General features: G+C 35.4%; 18 protein-coding genes, 1 pseudogene and 1 riboswitch. Of the genes and pseudogenes, 12 read left to right on the forward strand and 7 right to left on the reverse strand.

What is annotated here, in order from left to right; genetic code table 11:
• Positions 1–121: 121 nt before the first annotated feature.
• The 7 genes from NST00_RS07495 to NST00_RS07525 all read left to right on the forward strand — a co-directional run bounded on the left by NST00_RS07495 (position 122) and on the right by NST00_RS07525 (position 4,666).
• Complete coding sequence (locus tag NST00_RS07495) at positions 122–478, forward strand: arsenate reductase family protein (RefSeq protein ID WP_016838659.1); 357 nt, start codon at positions 122–124, stop codon at positions 476–478.
• 79 nt (positions 479–557) lie between these two features.
• Positions 558–938 carry a glycine cleavage system protein GcvH gene (gcvH, locus tag NST00_RS07500; protein WP_016838660.1) on the forward strand — a complete coding sequence of 127 codons (381 nt, stop codon included), beginning with the start codon at positions 558–560 and terminating at the stop codon, positions 936–938.
• Positions 939–1,052: 114 nt separating this feature from the next.
• Positions 1,053–1,394, forward strand: coding sequence for a toprim domain-containing protein (locus tag NST00_RS07505; RefSeq protein ID WP_016838661.1), 342 nt, complete (start codon positions 1,053–1,055; stop codon positions 1,392–1,394).
• 12 nt (positions 1,395–1,406) lie between these two features.
• Entirely contained in the window at positions 1,407–1,709 is a 303-nt protein-coding gene (locus tag NST00_RS07510; protein ID WP_016838662.1) for a thioredoxin family protein, read from the forward strand.
• Between the two features lie 62 nt (positions 1,710–1,771).
• Positions 1,772–1,884: riboswitch (SAM riboswitch) on the forward strand.
• Positions 1,885–2,062: 178 nt separating this feature from the next.
• Positions 2,063–3,088: a methionine ABC transporter ATP-binding protein gene (locus NST00_RS07515; protein WP_096551694.1), complete on the forward strand. Its 1,026-nt coding sequence runs from the start codon at positions 2,063–2,065 to the stop codon at positions 3,086–3,088.
• Positions 3,081–3,749, forward strand: coding sequence for a methionine ABC transporter permease (locus tag NST00_RS07520; RefSeq protein WP_016838664.1), 669 nt, complete (start codon positions 3,081–3,083; stop codon positions 3,747–3,749). Before NST00_RS07515 ends, NST00_RS07520 begins: the two co-directional genes overlap by 8 nt.
• 62 nt (positions 3,750–3,811) lie before the next feature.
• Entirely contained in the window at positions 3,812–4,666 is an 855-nt protein-coding gene (locus NST00_RS07525) for a MetQ/NlpA family ABC transporter substrate-binding protein (protein WP_016838665.1), read from the forward strand.
• 145 nt (positions 4,667–4,811) lie between these two features.
• Here NST00_RS07525 and NST00_RS07530 read toward each other — a convergent pair whose 3' ends face one another.
• Complete coding sequence (locus NST00_RS07530; RefSeq protein WP_026019096.1) at positions 4,812–5,714, reverse strand: LysR family transcriptional regulator; 903 nt, start codon at positions 5,712–5,714, stop codon at positions 4,812–4,814.
• A 553-nt stretch (positions 5,715–6,267) separates the two neighbouring features.
• On the opposite strand from NST00_RS07530, the gene sufC reads away from it, so the two are divergent.
• From sufC to sufB, 5 genes are read left to right on the forward strand one after another with little or no spacing between them, the layout of a single operon-like run.
• Positions 6,268–7,053 (forward strand): Fe-S cluster assembly ATPase SufC, encoded by a 786-nt coding sequence (gene sufC, locus NST00_RS07535; RefSeq protein WP_016838667.1) that lies wholly within the window; start codon positions 6,268–6,270, stop codon positions 7,051–7,053.
• Between the two features lie 19 nt (positions 7,054–7,072).
• Positions 7,073–8,377: a Fe-S cluster assembly protein SufD gene (gene sufD / locus NST00_RS07540; protein ID WP_168411988.1), complete on the forward strand. Its 1,305-nt coding sequence runs from the start codon at positions 7,073–7,075 to the stop codon at positions 8,375–8,377.
• Entirely contained in the window at positions 8,377–9,603 is a 1,227-nt protein-coding gene (locus NST00_RS07545) for a cysteine desulfurase (RefSeq protein WP_016838669.1), read from the forward strand. Before sufD ends, NST00_RS07545 begins: the two co-directional genes overlap by 1 nt.
• Positions 9,590–10,033 (forward strand): Fe-S cluster assembly sulfur transfer protein SufU, encoded by a 444-nt coding sequence (gene sufU / locus NST00_RS07550; protein ID WP_016838670.1) that lies wholly within the window; start codon positions 9,590–9,592, stop codon positions 10,031–10,033. The genes NST00_RS07545 and sufU overlap by 14 nt, the downstream gene beginning before the upstream one ends.
• Positions 10,034–10,053: 20 nt before the next feature.
• Positions 10,054–11,451, forward strand: coding sequence for a Fe-S cluster assembly protein SufB (gene sufB, locus NST00_RS07555; RefSeq protein ID WP_016838671.1), 1,398 nt, complete (start codon positions 10,054–10,056; stop codon positions 11,449–11,451).
• 162 nt (positions 11,452–11,613) lie between these two features.
• Here the strand turns inward: sufB and catA are convergent.
• From catA to NST00_RS07585, 6 genes and pseudogenes are all read right to left on the reverse strand, one after another.
• Positions 11,614–12,368: pseudogene (catA, locus tag NST00_RS07560) on the reverse strand (type A chloramphenicol O-acetyltransferase).
• Between the two features lie 139 nt (positions 12,369–12,507).
• The gene (locus tag NST00_RS07565) at positions 12,508–13,878 is read right to left on the reverse strand and encodes an MATE family efflux transporter (protein ID WP_340709827.1); all 1,371 of its coding nucleotides are present in this window, start codon (positions 13,876–13,878) and stop codon (positions 12,508–12,510) included.
• A 103-nt stretch (positions 13,879–13,981) separates the two neighbouring features.
• Positions 13,982–14,566, reverse strand: a complete 585-nt coding sequence (locus NST00_RS07570; RefSeq protein ID WP_096551690.1) for a helix-turn-helix domain-containing protein — start codon at positions 14,564–14,566, stop codon at positions 13,982–13,984.
• 686 nt (positions 14,567–15,252) lie between these two features.
• Complete coding sequence (gene cysC, locus NST00_RS07575; RefSeq protein ID WP_096551688.1) at positions 15,253–15,849, reverse strand: adenylyl-sulfate kinase; 597 nt, start codon at positions 15,847–15,849, stop codon at positions 15,253–15,255.
• Between the two features lie 12 nt (positions 15,850–15,861).
• Positions 15,862–17,001: a sulfate adenylyltransferase gene (gene sat, locus NST00_RS07580; RefSeq protein WP_096551686.1), complete on the reverse strand. Its 1,140-nt coding sequence runs from the start codon at positions 16,999–17,001 to the stop codon at positions 15,862–15,864.
• A 12-nt stretch (positions 17,002–17,013) separates the two neighbouring features.
• On the reverse strand, positions 17,014–17,718 hold the full coding sequence (locus tag NST00_RS07585; protein WP_016839276.1) for a phosphoadenylyl-sulfate reductase: 705 nt from the start codon (positions 17,716–17,718) through the stop codon (positions 17,014–17,016).
• Positions 17,719–17,782: the final 64 nt, after the last annotated feature.

Raw genomic sequence — 17,782 nt, forward strand, 5'->3', positions numbered from 1 at the left:
TTTATTGATGTTAAATATCACTAAAATTTATGAAAATTCATACTTGAACACATGATTTCAATCGTGCATGATAAAAATAAGAAAGATTTGAAAAATTATTTAAAAATAAGGAGCCAATGAAATGTCGTTGAAATTTATTCATTATCCTAGATGTACAACTTGTAAAAAGGCGCAAAAATGGTTGGATGATAATGGAATAAAATATGATGCTATTCATATTGTAGAACAAACCCCAACGAAAGAAGAATTAAAATCGTATTGGGAAAAAAGTGGACTACCATTAAAAAAGTTTTTTAACACATCTGGACAAAAGTATAGATCCCTTGGTCTAAAGGATAAACTAGGTTCGATGTCTGAAGAAGAACAACTAGAATTATTAGCTTCAGATGGCATGTTAATTAAACGACCAATTGTTACAGATGGTGAAAAAGTGACTCTTGGGTTTAAAGAAGAAGAGTTTGAACAGACATGGAAGTAATCATCTAAAATAGCTTGTTTTTGAAATTGAAATATGTCAAACTGAAAAAAAGATTACATATCAGATGGAGGGTAAAAGTATGTCAATACCAAAGGAATTACGTTATACGAAAGAACATGAGTGGGTAAAATTAGAAGACGGTAAAGTACGTGTTGGAATAACTGATTTCGCACAATCTGAACTTGGTGATATCGTATTCGTTGAACTTCCTCAAGTTGGAGACGAAATTCAAATGAATGAACCTTTCGGAAGTGTGGAATCAGTGAAAACGGTTTCTGAATTATATGCGCCTATTTCTGGTAAAGTTGTTGAGGTGAATACTGAGCTTGAAGATAGCCCAGAATTAGTAAATGAGTCTCCTTACGAAAATGCTTGGATGATTGTTGTTGAACCTGCAGATTCTTCTCAACTTGATGAATTACTTACTGCAGAACAATACGAAGAAATTATTTCTGAATAATCTGTCTAAAACGCCAGGGAAAGAACTGGCGTTTTTTTAAAATCAAAATATAATATGTAGACAACACTATTCATCGTTTCTTCAGTTCTTATATAATACGTGGGGTGAGTAAAAATGCATTACGAAAAATGTATCATTGTAGAAGGTCGTTCAGATATGTTGAAATTGGCCCCAATTTTAGCGGAAGATGTGAAGATTGTCTGTACAAATGGTACTATAAGTGAAGAGGCGTTACTCGAGCTTATTGAGCCCTATGAAGAATGTCAGCTATATACTTTTTTTGATGCCGATCAATCCGGAGAAAAACTAAGAAAATTAATGAAGAGAATTTATTCGGAGGCTACTCACCTAAATGTTCCAAGAACATATATGGAAGTTGCAAACGCACCACGAAAAGTGTTAGCTCAATTACTGAAAGAAGCGAGATTTTTAGTTCATAAAGAATATTTAGCATAGGAAATGATTGATATGGAAGAATGGACAATAGAGAATTGGGAAGAAAAAGTAAACGAAAATGATATCACAGCATTTTATTTATATACACCTATTTGCGGAACATGTAAAATTGCATCAAAAATGATGGAAGTTATTGAAGAACTTCTTCCACACATTCCGATTGGGAAAGGAAATATTAATTTTTTGGAAGAATTTGCATACGAACAACAAATCGAAAGTGTTCCTTGTCTACTTATAACAAAGGACGGAAAAGTGCATGAAAAAGTCTATGCATTTAAATCCGTACAAAACTTATATGAAAAGTTGATTTTATAGTTGACAGATGATAGATTACGTGTTACATTGTTTCCATAATTAAATAACCGAATAGCAAAAAACTCTTATTAAGAGTGGTGGAGGGAAGTGCCCTATGAAACCCGGCAACCATCATATCATTGATATGATAAGGTGCCAAATCACGCAAAGTATTTATTACTTTGAAAGATAAGAGGAAGTTTTACGATATCTAAGTAGGTTGTTCAACTTCCCTTCTACTTATCAAAGTAGAAGGTTTTTTTATTGAAATGAAAGATTGTATACATAACGCTATAGTCAAAGGGTAATAAAAAGTGTAAAATGCACAATTGTAATATCAATACATATTGCGGTTTATAAAGGAGTACTCAAACATGATTGAAGTAAAAAATGTCACAAAAATCTTTAAAACGAAAAATGGGGAATTAACCGCAGTTGATCATGTAAATTTGTCTATTCAAAAGGGTGAAATTTTCGGAATCATCGGATATAGCGGTGCCGGAAAAAGTACATTGATTCGCCTATTGAATGGACTCGAGAAACCAACGAGCGGTTCTGTCATAGTGAATGGTCTTGAAATTTCTTCAATTAAAGGAAAAGAGTTACGGCTTGCTCGCCAAAAAATCAGCATGATCTTCCAACATTTCAATCTTTTATGGTCAAGAACAGTCGCAGAAAATATTGCTTTTCCTTTAGAAATTGCAGGGGTACCAAAAGAAGAAAGAGAAAAAAGAGTTCACGAATTAATTGAACTTGTAGGTTTAAGTGGAAGAGCGGATGCTTATCCATCCCAGCTTTCCGGTGGACAAAAACAACGGGTTGGTATAGCAAGAGCATTAGCTAACAATCCAGAAGTATTGCTTTGTGATGAAGCCACAAGTGCTCTAGACCCAGAAACAACTGATTCAATTTTGCGATTATTATCAGATATTAATCAGCGTCTTGGGTTGACAATTGTTTTAATTACCCATGAAATGCACGTGATTCGAAAAATTTGCCATCGCGTTGCGGTGATGGAAGCTGGACGTGTCGTTGAACAAGGTGATGTTCTTGAAGTGTTCCAAAATCCTCAAGCTGAAATAACGAAAAACTTTGTGATGCAAGTTTCGGATTCAAGAGAATCAAAAGAATCCATTGAACACATTTTGAAAAATTATCCTTCTGGAAAATTAGTAAAATTAATTTTTGTTGGAAATACAACAGAAAGACCGATTATTTCATATTTAATTAAAGAGTTCCAGTTGGATATCAACATCCTTCACGGCAATATTTCACAAACGGTGAATGGCTCTTATGGAACGTTAATTGTTCAACTTGACGGTGATTCTGAAAATGTCGAGAAGGCTTTGGAAAAACTGAAATCGATGAATATTAAAACGGAGGTGATTACGAATGATTGAGGCATTATTTCCGAATGTAGATTGGACAAAAATGTGGGAAGCAACCTATGACACACTCTACATGACAGCTATTTCTACAGCAGTTACCTTCGTTCTCGGCATAATCATAGGTATACTGTTATTCTTAACAAGTCCACACCAACTTTGGGCTAACAAAATTGTTCATTTCTTGACGGGGTCCCTTGTGAATATCTTCCGTTCGATTCCGTTTATTATATTAATTATTTTATTAATTCCGTTTACAAAATTTTTACTCGGAACTATTCGTGGTGTAAATGCGGCTTTACCAGCGTTAATTATCGGTTCAGCGCCGTTTTATGCGCGTTTAGTATTAATCGCTTTACGCGAAGTAGATAAAGGTGTTATTGAAGCAGCAAGATCGATGGGTGCGAATACTTTCACAATTATATGGAAAGTATTAATTCCTGAATCCAAACCTGCGCTCATTTCTGGAATTACTGTCACAGCTGTTGCTCTTGTTGGTTATACAGCGATGGCAGGAATCATAGGTGCAGGCGGTTTAGGGAACTTAGCTTTCTTAGAAGGTTTCCAAAGAAGTAGAGAAGATGTCACGTTAATGGCAACGATTTTAATACTTGTCATTGTATTTGTCATTCAATGGATTGGTGATACGATTACTGCCAAAACGGACAAGCGCTAATTCAGGTGATGGAGGCGATTTGCCTTTCACATAAAATTTAATGGAGAAGGAGTAATGGAAGGATGAAGAAAGTATTATCATTTTTATTCCTATCAGTGCTTGTGCTAGTATTAGCTGCATGCGGTACAAGTTCAAATTCTTCAACTGATGAAGGAACAAACGACGATCAACAAGCAACAGAAAAAGTAACATTAAAAGTAGGTGCTTCACACACACCTCACGCAGTAATTTTAGAGAAAGCAAAACCAATCCTTGCTGAAGAAGGAATCGAGTTAGAGATTGTACCATATCAAGATTATGTTTTACCAAATCAAGATTTAAATAATGGCGATCTTGATGCAAACTATTTCCAACACATTCCGTATCTTGAACAAAAAGTTGCTGAAGAGGGTTATGATTTAGTAAATGCTGGTGGAATCCACATTGAGCCAATGGGGATTTACTCTAAAAAATATCAATCTTTAGATGAACTTCCTGATGGTGCAACAATTTTAATTTCAAATTCTATCCCAGACCATGGTCGTATTTTATCACTACTTGAAGCAAATGGCTTAATCACATTAAAAGAAGGTATCGATAAAACAAAAGCAACTTTAGAAGATATTGTTGAAAATCCGAAGAACTTAAAAATCGAAGCAAGCGATGCTCCTGAGATGATGGTTACTTATTATGAAAACAAAGAAGGAGATGCGGTTGTTATTAACTCTAACTTCGCAATCGATGCTGGAATTAACCCAGTGGAAGATTCAATCGCAATTGAAGGTTCAGAATCACCATATGTAAACGTAATTGCTGTACGTTCTGGCGATGAAAATAGAGAAGAAATTAAAAAGTTAGTGGAAGTATTGCGTACAAAAGAAATTCAAGACTTCATTCTTGAAGAATGGGGCGGCTCTGTAGTACCAGTGAGCGAATAATAAAACGAAATAACCTCCTAATCGAAAACGATTGGGAGGTTTTGCATGTTTAAGAGAATTAAATAAGGTGACCTTTGCCTTCTTGATTTTGAGTATGTTGGCCATTACGAAACAGTTCTTTAACAATGAAATTATGTTATATCCTCTATTGAAATTGATTTAATCTGGAGAAGAATGTTTGAACAAATTTGATAAATACTTGTTCTGAAGGAGCTAATTCTCTGTTTGTTGGATAAATAATTCCTACATTGCGGGTGATATTTGGATTATCGATTTTCATTTTGATAGTTAACCGTGGTGTAGAATCGTAGAAAGAACTTTCTGGCAATAATGTTACGCCAATTCCTGCTGCTACAAGCCCCTTTAAAGCATCCATATCTTCTCCCACCGAAGTGGCTATAGGAGAAAAGCCTGCTGATTTGCAAGCATCGACTACGACTTTATGTAAAATATATCCTTCAGGGAAAAGGACAAAGTGATCATGACGTAGTTCATCTAAATGAATTTTATCCCGCTTCGCCAGCCGGTGATTGGCAGGAAGCAATGCACAAATGTTTTCATTGAATAAAATCATTGAATCGATTGTTTCATCTTTCTTTGGTACCGGTCCTAAAAATGCAAGGTTTAATTCACGGTTTTTGACTGCCTCAATTAAATAGCGATAGGATCCTTGGCGTAGATGGAAAGAAACGTCAGGATATTCTTTTTTAAAGGCAGAAATAACTGTTGGGAGGACGTAACTTGCTAAACTAGTAGGGAAGCCAATTTTAATGGACCCCTTTTCAGGATCTAAATATTCTTCCACTTGCTTAACAGCATAATCAATAGCATTCAGAGCGGTAATTGCATGCTCTAAAAAAATTTTACCAATCGGTGTTAGTTTCACGTTTCTCCCTACACGTTCAAAAAGTGCTGTGCCAAGCTCTTCTTCTAGATTGGCAATTTGTCTGCTTACAGCTGATTGGGCAACATGAAGGTGTTCAGCTGCCTCGGAGATATGTTCCCGTTCTGCAACTTCAACAAAATATCGTAATTGACGTAATTCCAGTGTTCTCCCTCCTAATCATCTAAAAAATAGATGGGTTGATAAAAAAATATATACAATTTATATTAATGGAAAATGCCAATAATGTAAACGTTTAGGAAAAGGAACATTGTTGCATAGATTGTATATATCAGTCAAAGTCAAGGGGCATGAAAGGGCAGAAATTTGATTTACTACTACTTTAGAAATTTCTTAAATAACAATTATTTCAAAGGATGAATTTAAGAACTCTGAAAAGAAGCATAGACTGAATGCAATTAAAAAAATATATCGAAAGATGTTGGTTGATAATAGCTTTCTATTCAAAAAATTCTTTCATTAATAACTGTTCTCAATTACGATTTATTTATTGAAAATAAACATTCCTTCTTTTTACATTGTCTTGATTTGTTGTTAAGAATTTAATGTTCGGAAATTCTAATATTGATGAGGATTTTACTCAATGATGGGAATAAATGATTAAATGTTTTGCATGCTCACTTGTTTTCGGTTAAGATTAGAATGATAATAAATTAGAAATGGTATTACCATTTATAGCAAAAATGGAGGTATATAGATGTCAACATTAGTTATTAAGGATCTTCACGTTTCAATTGAAGGTAAAGAGATTTTAAAAGGTGTAAACTTAACAATTAACACAAATGAAGTACACGCAATCATGGGTCCTAACGGTACAGGTAAATCTACTTTAGCATCTGCTATTATGGGTCACCCAAAATACGAGGTTACTCAAGGAACAATTGAAATAGATGGACAAAACGTATTAGAAATGGAAGTAGACGAGCGTGCTAAAGCAGGTTTATTCTTAGCAATGCAATATCCATCAGAAATCTCCGGAGTAACAAACGCTGACTTCATCCGTTCAGCAATCAACGCACGCCGTGGTGAAGGTAATGAAATTTCCATTATGAAATTTATCCGTGAGCTAGATAAAACGATGGAATTCTTAGAAATGGATCCAGAAATGGCTCAACGTTACTTAAATGAAGGTTTCTCCGGTGGGGAAAAGAAACGCAATGAAATTCTTCAAATGATGATGATTAAACCTACATTTGCTATTTTAGACGAAATTGACTCAGGTCTTGATATCGACGCATTGAAAGTTGTATCTAAAGGCGTTAATGAAATGCGCGGTGAAAACTTCGGTTGCTTAGTGATTACTCACTATCAACGCTTGCTTAACTATATCACTCCAGATTACGTACACGTAATGATGCAAGGTAAAGTGGTGAAATCTGGCGGACCTGAGCTAGCTAAGAAATTAGAAGCTGAAGGTTATGAATGGATTAAACAAGAATTAGGTATCGAAGACACAGATGCAGTAACGGAAAAAGAAGCTTAATTTAGGAGGACGATTATCGATGACGGTTGAAACAAAATTGGCGTTATCAGCTAGTGAAGTCCGCTCGTTCTCTGAGTTAAATAATGAACCGAAATGGTTTACTGATTTACGTGCGGCTGCGATTGAAAAAGCTACTGATTTACCAATGCCTAAACCAGATAAAACAAATATTGAAAAGTGGGATTTTATCAATTTCCCTAAACATACGGTGAAAAGTGAATCTTTCACGATTGAGCAATTGCCTGAAGCAGTAAAAGATTTAATTGACATTGAACAACAAGAAAATCTTTATATTCAAAGAAACAACACACCGGTAGTTATAAAGCTTTCAGAAGAATTAAAAGCACAAGGTGTGATTTTCACAGACTTCTTAACAGCAGTTCGTGAACATGGTGATTTAGTACAAAAATATTTTATGACAACAGCTGTTAAATTAGATGAACATAAATTAACTGCTTACCATGCAGCATTAGTAAACGGCGGCGTATTCTTATATGTTCCAAAAAATGTTGTAATTGAAAAGCCGATTCAAGTTGTGTTCCTAAATGATGATGAAGAAGCTTCATTATTTAATCATGTATTAGTGGTTGCAGATAAAAATTCTTCTGTCACTTATGTAGAAAACTACTTATCAACAGTTGACAGTGCAAAAGGACAAGCGAACTTAATTGAAGAAGTTATTGCATTAGACAATGCACAAGTTTCTTTCGGTGCAGTTGATGTGTTAGCAAAAGGCTATACAACATATGTAAATCGCCGTGGACATTTGTATCGTGATGCAAAAATCAACTGGGCATTAGGATTAATGAACAACTCAGATACTATTTCTGAAAATATCACTCATCTTGTTGGTGATGGTTCAAGTGCTGATACAAAAACAGTTGTTGTTGGTACTGGAAGTCAAAAGCAAAACTTTACAACAGAAGTTCGTCACTGGGGTAAAAACTCTGAAGGCTTCATTTTAACTCACGGAGTAATGAAAGATGCTGCTCAATCTGTCTTTAACGGAATTGGTAAAATCGAGCATGGTGCTTCCAAATCAAATGCTCAACAAGAATCCCGTGTACTCATGCTTTCAAGTAAAGCTCGCGGTGATGCAAACCCAATTTTATTAATCGATGAAGATGATGTAATGGCAGGACACGCGGCATCTGTTGGACGAGTTGATCCAACTCAACTGTACTATATGATGAGCCGTGGTATTTCAAAAGAAGAAGCAGAGCGTTTAATCATCCATGGATTCCTTGCACCGGTTGTAAGCTCATTGCCAATTGAAGGAGTTAAGAATCAATTAACGAAGGTTATTGAAGGGAAAGTTCGCTAATGAATGAATTTCGAAAAGATTTTCCTATCTTAAATCAAGAAGTAAACGGTCATCCGCTCGTTTACCTTGACAGCGCTGCAACATCACAAAAACCTGTTCAAGTGTTGGAAGTTGTTCGTAAATATTACGATTTTGATAATTCCAATGTGCATCGTGGTGTTCATACGCTAGGAAACCGTGCAACGGATTCTTATGAAGGGGCGCGCGAGAAAATCCGCAAATTTATTAATGCTAAATCAACAAAAGAAATCATTTATACTCGAGGAACAACAACATCTTTAAACACGGTTGCTAGTGCTTATGGAAGACAAAATGTTCAAGAAGGTGACGAGATTGTCATCACATATATGGAACATCATTCCAATCTAATTCCATGGCAACAACTAGCGAAGGAAAAAAATGCAGTATTAAAGTACATTGATTTAGAAGAAGACGGGACAATCTCTTTAGATACTGTGAAAGAAACGATTACTCCAAAAACAAAGATTGTTGCAATGACGATGGCTTCTAATGTGTTAGGCACCATTAACCCGATTAAAGAAGTTGCTAAAATTGCGCATGAAAATGGTGCGGTAATGGTGGTTGACGGAGCCCAGGCAGCACCTCATATGCCAATTGATGTTCAAGATTTAGATTGCGACTTTTTAGCATTTTCTGGCCATAAAATGTGTGGGCCAACAGGTATCGGAGTACTATACGGTAAGCAGGAACTTTTAGAAAATATAGAGCCAATTGAATTTGGCGGTGAAATGATTGACTTCGTTGATTTATATGATTCTACTTGGAAAGAGCTTCCTTGGAAGTTTGAAGGCGGTACACCAAATATCGCTGGGGCGATTGGATTGGGAGCTGCAATTGATTATTTAACGAATATTGGATTAGATAAAATTGCTAATCATGAACATGAATTAATCGAGTATGCTTTATCTGAAATGGATAAAATTGAAGGCCTTCATATTTACGGTCCAAGAGATCCAAAAAAACGTTGCGGTCTTATTACTTTCAATTTAGATGGCGTGCATCCTCATGACCTTGCCACTGTACTTGATATGAGAGGAATTGCAATTCGTGCAGGACATCATTGTGCTCAACCGTTAATGAAATGGTTGAAAGTTTCTGCAACTGCAAGAGCGAGCTTCTATATTTATAACAATAAGGAAGATGTCGACGCTCTCGTTGAAGGATTGCGCGCAGCGAAGGAGTATTTTAACAATGTCTTTGAATAATTTAGATCAACTTTATCGTGCTGTAATTATGGAGCACTACAAAAAACCTCGCAATAAAGGGTACTTAGATGAAAATAATGTAACAGTGGATATGAATAACCCAACTTGTGGAGACCGCATACATCTTACGTTAAAAATCAATGATGGAATCGTGGAAGATGCCAAATTTGATGGTGAAGGCTGTTCGATTTCCATGTCATCTGCCTCTATGATGACAGAAATAATTAAAGGGAAAAAAGTGGAAGAGGCATTAAAATTAGCTGATATCTTCTCAAAAATGATGCTTGGAGAAGAAATTGATGAAGAAATTTTAGATGAATTAGGAGATATTGCTGCACTACAAGGCGTATCAAAATTTCCAGCTCGCATAAAATGTGCAACTCTTGCTTGGAAAGCGATGGAAAAAGGTGTAAGCAAAGAGATAGAATAACTTTGAACGGAGGAGAGAACATGGCAAAACAAATGCCGGATATTGGCGATTACAAATACGGTTTCCGTGATAAGGACGTTTCTGTATTCCGTTCAAAACGTGGATTAACCGAAGAAATCGTCCGTGAAATTTCAAAAATGAAAAATGAACCAGAATGGATGCTCGAGTCTCGCTTAAAGGCTCTTGAAATATTCTATTCAAAACCAATGCCACAATGGGGTGGCGACCTATCAGCTTTAGACTTCGATGAAATTACTTACTATGTAAAACCAACTGAAGCAACACAACGCTCTTGGGATGAAGTGCCTGAGGAAATTAAGCGAACTTTCGACCGATTAGGTATTCCGGAAGCTGAACAAAAATATTTAGCCGGAGTTTCAGCACAATACGAATCAGAAGTGGTTTACCACAATATGAAAAAAGATCTTGAAGAAATGGGAATCATCTTTAAAGATACAGATTCTGCTCTTCAAGAAAACGAAGAACTGTTCAAAAAATATTGGGGAACAGTCGTACCAGCATCTGATAACAAGTTTGCTGCTCTAAATACAGCAGTTTGGTCAGGTGGTTCATTCATTTACGTTCCACCTGGTGTGAAAGTGGAGACACCGCTTCAAGCATACTTCCGAATTAACTCTGAAAATATGGGTCAATTCGAACGTACATTAATTATCGTTGATGAAGGTGCCCATGTGCATTATGTTGAAGGTTGTACAGCACCAGTTTATTCAACAAGCTCACTTCACTCAGCGGTTGTTGAAATCATCGTAAAGAAAAATGCTTATTGCCGTTATACAACAATCCAAAACTGGTCTAACAACGTATATAACTTAGTAACAAAACGTACAATCGTTGAAGAAAATGGTACGATGGAATGGATTGACGGTAATATCGGTTCAAAATTAACAATGAAATACCCTGCTTGTATCTTAAAAGGTGAAGGTGCTCGTGGTATGACGTTATCCATCGCATTAGCGGGTAAAGGTCAACACCAAGATGCAGGTGCAAAAATGATTCACTTAGCACCAAATACTTCATCTACAATCGTGTCAAAATCCATTTCAAAACAAGGCGGTAAAGTAACGTATCGTGGTATTGTCCGCTTCGGTCCAAAAGCAAGCGGTGCTCGTGCAAATATTGAATGTGACACATTAATTTTAGACAATGAATCTGCTTCAGATACAATTCCATATAACGAAATATTTAATGACAATGTATCCCTTGAGCATGAAGCGAAAGTTTCTAAAGTATCAGAAGAACAATTATTCTATCTCATGAGCCGCGGTATTTCTGAGCAAGAAGCTACAGAAATGATCGTTATGGGATTCATTGAACCATTCACTCGCGAACTTCCAATGGAATACGCAGTAGAGATGAACCGCTTGATCAAGTTTGAAATGGAAGGTTCAATCGGTTAATGTGAGGAAAACCTTTGTATGTCAAGGGGCTATGAGGAAGGTATTTAATAAATAGTTATTTTGCCGATTTGAATTATCGTTTACTGTAGGAGGCGAACTTTATAAGTTCGTCTTCTTCTTTTTCGGTAATATTATGACGTAGCAATTTTTCGCTCGTTCAAATTAAACTAGACTGGAACCGTTTTTCAGGAAATATTCGAACGAAAAAAATAAGGTTAGTGGCATTAGAAAACCGACTGTAAAAGTACAGTCGGTTTTTTCTCAAATTATAAAAGCCAGTCATTAGGTATATCTGCTAATTCCTGAATAGTATTCATAAACAATCCTGCATGATAGCCATCACAAACAGAATGATGTACTTGTAAAGATAGTGGTAAATAGATGGAATTACCTTTATGAATGAATTTTCCTGCTGTAATAATGGGGAGAAGGTAATTGCTATTATTATTGATATTTAAGTTAAACCCAGTGAATGAAGTCCACGGAATAATGGAAATAGAAAAAGTATTTTCGGGTATAGGAGTTTTGGGAAACAATTTCCCTGTACCATTATATTGATCTAAATCAGAAAGGTATAGATTGTAAAACTCTCTAAAGTCATCTTTTACAGGAGTCCATATACCTGAGAATGTTTTAGAATCATTATCAAAAATTGTATAAATTGGGTCTAATCTATCCCAATAACCTAACTCTCCATTGCTATTATAACCAGTTCGAAAAGCTACATTTGAGTTTATCACCTTTGTCACTAAGAAAATAAATGCAGGATAGAATTTATATTTTTTCTCTTTTATGTTTCGGTATAACTCAGTAATCTCAATTTCTGTTGTTATACTAAAAGTTGTTTGTTGGTTCAAAAAATGATTAAATATCTCTTTTCTTTTCCAATTGTCTAAATCAATTTTATGAAAGTTCATTTGCTATGCCTCCTAAATTTTTAATATAAAGTAAATTTAGGAGGCTGACTTGTCTGCTTTCTTCATAAGAATCAATCCTTTTTTAAAGTCAATTTTATTGTATCATAAAATTGTAAAATAGCTTCTTTTATAGTAGGTTTTAATTAATTAATACATTAAGAGATTTCTTTTTCCAATAAACTTTGTAGTAAATAGATTGCGCCAAGAAATTGAATATGAACGCAACAGGATATGCGAGCCATATTCCTGCTATCCCAAGTCCTGTAAAATGTGATAGGGAGTATGCTACTGGGACTCCAATCAATAAAATACTTGTAATCGTAAAAATTGTTGGCCAAAGAACAGTACCTGTTGCCCTCATTGTTGCTGAGATTGCCTGTGTGTGACCCAAAATTAAATAACTCCAAAATGAGATGATAATCAGACCTTTTGCTATATTAATCGTATCAGAATTGTCTACAAAGATTCTTAAAATAGGTATTGGTAACAGGTAAAGAATAATAATTGGAATACTGCCAAGAACATAATTAAGAGTTATTGATATTTTTGTAATGTGTTTTATATTTGAAATGTTACCTGAACCTAAGGCTTGTGCAACAAATACTGAAATGGCAATGGATATACTCATTGCTGGTATTTGAACGTAACTTGCAATTTGATTCACGATTCCATATGCAGCCGTTGCATTGGATCCATAATCATTGACAAAAGTGATGACTGCAATTTCTGACAATGCGATTGTAACCATACTTATGCTTGTAGGAATGGCTAATTTCAGTAAAGTTTTCAATATCGGGCCTTTCAAGTGAAGATGTTTCAAAGTATAAGAATCTAATTTGAGTACATGATTTTTTTTGTGTAAATACACTAATAGAATCACGAATGTAATGAAATTGGATAATACAGAAGCATAAGCAGCACCGTTTAATCCGAATTCCGGTAAACTTAACCACCCTAGAACAAGAGTTGGAATCAAGGCCATATTTAAAAAGATACTAATTAATAAGAAATAAAAAGGTGTTTTTGAATCGCCAACACCTCTCATAAAAGTTGTATAGCACATATATAAGAAAGTAATAGGTAATGTTACAAATAAAATACGTGCATATTCTGCACTTGCAATCAAAATATTCGCAGGTGTTCCCATCCATTTTAAAATTTCTTCTGTAAAGAGCCCTCCGATTACGGCGACTGCAAAGGATATAATCATCGTAAATGCCAAAGTGACTCCAACAACTTCCTTCATTTTTAAGATATTTCCTCCACCGTACGTTTGCCCAATTAGAATGGAACTACCAGATCCAATTCCTATTGCAAAGGACATTAAAAAAAAGAATAGAGGGAAGAATGCAGAAAAAGCTGCCAAAGAATTTACTCCAAGTATTTGCCCAATGAACATCATTCCAAATACTTGACCTAATGATTGAAAAGCACTTGCAAAAATGACAGGTATGAGGAAGGAAATCATTGGTTTTGCTAAGTCAATCGATTTATTTAAAGGTTCATTCATTTCATGCAACTCCTATTAGGTTTCATTCAAAAGAAGACCTCACTTTTGAAATATATGAACAAAGTGAGGGAGAAAAATAACCAGTATGAAGTTTAGCAAGTAATTATAAAATTTGGTAATATAAACCAAATTGAGTATCATACCATAATAGTTTGCTATGTTTATGTTTCGGGATACGTATTTGTATACCCCATTCAGGGTACTGTTTAATAATTTGAATTTGATCATCAGTAGCAATAGCAATAAAGGATATATAATGATCTTTTTTCATAGAATGATTGCTTGAAATAAACCATTCATTTTCAATTTCTGTAATTGATAGCTTTTCTTCGTCTGTTGCTTCCTTTGCTACTAATTGTTCTAATTTTCTCCCACAGCAAGACAGGGTTATATCTCCAGTTGCTAATACAATATTATTGCATGTTGGACAGACAAAAAAATTCGAATTTTTCATATTTCCTCCTACAAATTGATTAGAAGTTAATTCACCTTCTAAGATATTTTCTATATTGACTCCCAATAAGGTAGATAAACTTGGTAATAGTGAGATATCTGGACAACCATGTCCACGTTCCCATTTTGAAACTGTTCGATCGGAAATGTTCATTTGTTCAGCTAATTGTTTCTGCGTCAACCCTTTTTCTTTCCGCAAGTTATAAATTAATTCTCCAACTTTACGATTATCCATCTTTTCTCCTCCTGACCTATTTCCATCTTAGGGGGTTATATGTTTAGTATCAACAAACGCTCCGTAGAGTTAAAATTTTTCGTTGGCTAATATTAGGAAGAAGTTGACTAATATCGTGCTCCGATTGACTAATAAGTTCCCGAGAATGACTAATATCCGCAGACTGAAAGCTCAAATTTATTTCATTGGCTAATATTAGGAAGAAGTTGACTAATATCGTGCTACGAATGGCTAATAAGTTCCCGAGAATGACTAATATCTGCAGCCTGAAAGCTCAAATTTTTTCCATTGGCAAATAAAGGGATGAAGTTGACTAATATCGTATTACGAATGGCTAATAAGTTTCCGAGAATGACTAATATCTGCAGACTGAAAGCTCAAATTTTTTCCATTGGCAAATAAAGGGAAGAAGTTGACTAATATCGTATTACGAATGGCTAATAAGTTCCTGAGAATGACTAATATCTGCAGCCTGGAAGCACAAAATTTTCTCGTTGACTAATATATGGAAGAAGTTGACTAATATCCTGCTTCGAATGGCTAATAAGTTTCCGAGAATGACTAATATCCGCAGGCTGGAATCTCAAAATTTATATTTTAAGAAAATTTAACATAAAAAGAAGCAGGGGAAAATAAGCCCTGCTTCTTTACTCTATATTGAGGGGGAGTTTTCTATACAATTTTTATTATTTGATATATCCTTTTTCAATTAAAAAATCAATCAATTGAGCTGTGCATTCCTCAATAGAATATTTTTCGCTATCTACAACAATTTCAGGATGATCTGGTGCTTCATAAGGAGCAGAAATGCCCGTAAAGTTCGGAATTTCATGATTTCGCGCTTTTTTATACAACCCTTTTGGATCTCTTCGTTCACATTCTTCAATAGAACATTTCACATATACTTCGATGAATTCACCCTCATCAACAAGGGATCTCACTAAAGCACGGTCTTCTTTATATGGTGAAATAAAAGCCGTCAACACGATTTGTCCGCTTTCCACAAATAGTTTTGAAACTTCACCGATTCGACGGATGTTTTCTTTTCTTGATTGTTCATCGAATCCTAAATCCTTATTTAAACCGTGGCGAATATTATCGCCATCCAGTACAAAGGCTTGATTTCCACGGTCAAACAATTCTTTTGCCAATGCGTTGGCAATGGAAGATTTTCCGGATGCAGATAAACCGGTAAACCAAAGAATGAAGCTGTGGTGGCCATTTTTCTTTCGGTAATCAGCTTTCGTAATCGATGTATTATGCCATACGATGTTTGAACTCATTGTAACAACTCCTTATGAATGAACTTCTTCACGAAGCCCGCGAATTAATACTTCTACTACTTCTTTGCGGCTGAATGTGCTTGGAGGGATCTCTCCATTACGCAACATTTCTCGTACTTTAGTTCCGGATAAAATGATACGAGAAGAAGCATCATGTGGACATGTTTTAGTTGTTGCCATGCCGTCGCATTCTGTACAATAGAAACTATGTTCAAATTTTAATGGTGTGATGCCGATTTCTTCTGGAGTGAAGTTGTCAAACATTTTTTGTGCGTCATATGTTCCGTAATAATTTCCGACACCTGCATGATCTCGACCAACAATAAAGTGAGTGCAGCCATAATTTTTTCGAACAAGCGCATGGAAAATGGCTTCTCTTGGTCCTGCATAGCGCATTGCTGCAAGGAATACGCCTAACTGCACACGGTCTTTTGGATAATATTTATCGAGCAATACTTCATAACTTTCCATACGAATTTTTGCTGGAATATCGTCTGACTTTGTTTCTCCTACTAAAGGATTTAAGAAAAGGCCATCCACGATTTCAAGAGCTACTTTTTGAATATACTCATGCGCGCGATGCACTGGATTTCTTGTTTGGAAGCCAACAACCGATTTCCATCCTTTTTCTTCAAATAAAGCGCGTGTTTCTTTCGGGTCGAACGTGTAGTCAGGGAATAATTTTTTTGTTTTCTTCACAAGCGTTACTTTTCCGCCAACATATACATTTGGACGTTCAAATAGTTTTTTCACGCCAGGGTGGTTTAAATCATCTGTTCCATATACATTTTTTGCTTCAATTGATTTATCGGGTGTGTAAATTTCATGAACTTCAATCGTACCGTATACTTCTCCATTAAATACTAATTTCGCTTTTTCACCAACTTTTAATGTAGCAGCAACTTCTTCTGTGACAGGTAATGTGATCGGAATGCTCCAAACAATGCCGCTAGCCAATCGCATGTTTTCGACAACACTTTTATAATCTTCTTGTGATAAAAATCCATCTAATGGACTGTAAGCGCCTACTCCGATTAACTCCAAATCACTTAATGCAATTCCATCTAGAGGAATTTCTAATTGCAGATGCTCGTATTTTTCATTTGGGTTAAATCGATTAATTAATTCTCCACCGTGGGGTTGAATTGTCATTGTTCCATCCTCCTAATCAACATGTAATCCGCATTCTGTTTTATTGAGACCTGCCCATCTTCCTGAACGCAAGTCATCCATTGTATAAGCTGGTTTTGTGCAATGAGCGCAACCAATACTCGGATACCCCTGGTCGTGAAGAGGGTTGTATGTTAGTTGATGTTTGCTTACGTAACGCCATACATCTTTCCATGTCCAATGAATGAGTGGGCATATTTTTATCGATTGAAATTTATTATCTTTGTTAATAAACTCCACATGTCTTCTCGTTTCAGATTGTTCACGGCGTAAACCAGATATCCATGCTTTTGCTCCTGTTAACGTTTCATGGAGAGGGATTATTTTTCGTATTTCACAACATTTATTCGGGTTAGTTTTCCAAAGTTCATCCCCATATAATTTCGCTTGTTCTTCTAAGGAAATAGAAGGCCTCTTTAACTCAATATTTAATTGGGGATATTTTTCTTTAACTTTTTCAATTGTTTCATATGTTTCTTTAAAATGAACATCCGTGTCTAAAAACACAATGTTCGCATCAGGCTTTACTTTTGAGATTAGATCAATTAACACAATGCCTTCGATGCCAAAGCTACATGCATAAATCACATCATCTCCGTAATGGTCATAGGTCCAATGTAAAACATTCAATGCCCCTTTATAAGTTTCATCCACTTCAAAATCTATCAATGAATCTTGCCATGTGTGATACGTTAGCATGCGATTCCTCCTTTCAATAAAAAAGAGGCGTTTTAATGTAAACAAAAAAGAGAATTTACATTAA

This window comes from Ureibacillus sp. FSL K6-0165 (assembly GCF_038004285.1).
GTDB lineage: Bacteria > Bacillota > Bacilli > Bacillales_A > Planococcaceae > Ureibacillus > Ureibacillus thermosphaericus.

What these genes read in the sequence shown, in the direction of transcription:
- sufC (WP_016838667.1), top strand. Translation starts at nt 6,268, where the DNA reads ATGTCAACATTAGTTATTAAGGATCTTCACGTTTCAATTGAAGGTAAA.
- gcvH (WP_016838660.1), top strand. Translation starts at nt 558, where the DNA reads ATGTCAATACCAAAGGAATTACGTTATACGAAAGAACATGAGTGGGTA.
- sufU (WP_016838670.1), top strand. Translation starts at nt 9,590, where the DNA reads ATGTCTTTGAATAATTTAGATCAACTTTATCGTGCTGTAATTATGGAG.
- sufD (WP_168411988.1), top strand. Translation starts at nt 7,073, where the DNA reads ATGACGGTTGAAACAAAATTGGCGTTATCAGCTAGTGAAGTCCGCTCG.
- cysC (WP_096551688.1), bottom strand. Translation starts at nt 15,849, where the DNA reads ATGAGTTCAAACATCGTATGGCATAATACATCGATTACGAAAGCTGAT.
- NST00_RS07515 (WP_096551694.1), top strand. Translation starts at nt 2,063, where the DNA reads ATGATTGAAGTAAAAAATGTCACAAAAATCTTTAAAACGAAAAATGGG.
- NST00_RS07570 (WP_096551690.1), bottom strand. Translation starts at nt 14,566, where the DNA reads ATGGATAATCGTAAAGTTGGAGAATTAATTTATAACTTGCGGAAAGAA.
- NST00_RS07565 (WP_340709827.1), bottom strand. Translation starts at nt 13,878, where the DNA reads ATGAATGAACCTTTAAATAAATCGATTGACTTAGCAAAACCAATGATT.
- NST00_RS07505 (WP_016838661.1), top strand. Translation starts at nt 1,053, where the DNA reads ATGCATTACGAAAAATGTATCATTGTAGAAGGTCGTTCAGATATGTTG.
- sat (WP_096551686.1), bottom strand. Translation starts at nt 17,001, where the DNA reads ATGACAATTCAACCCCACGGTGGAGAATTAATTAATCGATTTAACCCA.
- NST00_RS07545 (WP_016838669.1), top strand. Translation starts at nt 8,377, where the DNA reads ATGAATGAATTTCGAAAAGATTTTCCTATCTTAAATCAAGAAGTAAAC.
- NST00_RS07495 (WP_016838659.1), top strand. Translation starts at nt 122, where the DNA reads ATGTCGTTGAAATTTATTCATTATCCTAGATGTACAACTTGTAAAAAG.
- NST00_RS07510 (WP_016838662.1), top strand. Translation starts at nt 1,407, where the DNA reads ATGGAAGAATGGACAATAGAGAATTGGGAAGAAAAAGTAAACGAAAAT.
- sufB (WP_016838671.1), top strand. Translation starts at nt 10,054, where the DNA reads ATGGCAAAACAAATGCCGGATATTGGCGATTACAAATACGGTTTCCGT.
- NST00_RS07525 (WP_016838665.1), top strand. Translation starts at nt 3,812, where the DNA reads ATGAAGAAAGTATTATCATTTTTATTCCTATCAGTGCTTGTGCTAGTA.
- NST00_RS07585 (WP_016839276.1), bottom strand. Translation starts at nt 17,718, where the DNA reads ATGCTAACGTATCACACATGGCAAGATTCATTGATAGATTTTGAAGTG.
- NST00_RS07520 (WP_016838664.1), top strand. Translation starts at nt 3,081, where the DNA reads ATGATTGAGGCATTATTTCCGAATGTAGATTGGACAAAAATGTGGGAA.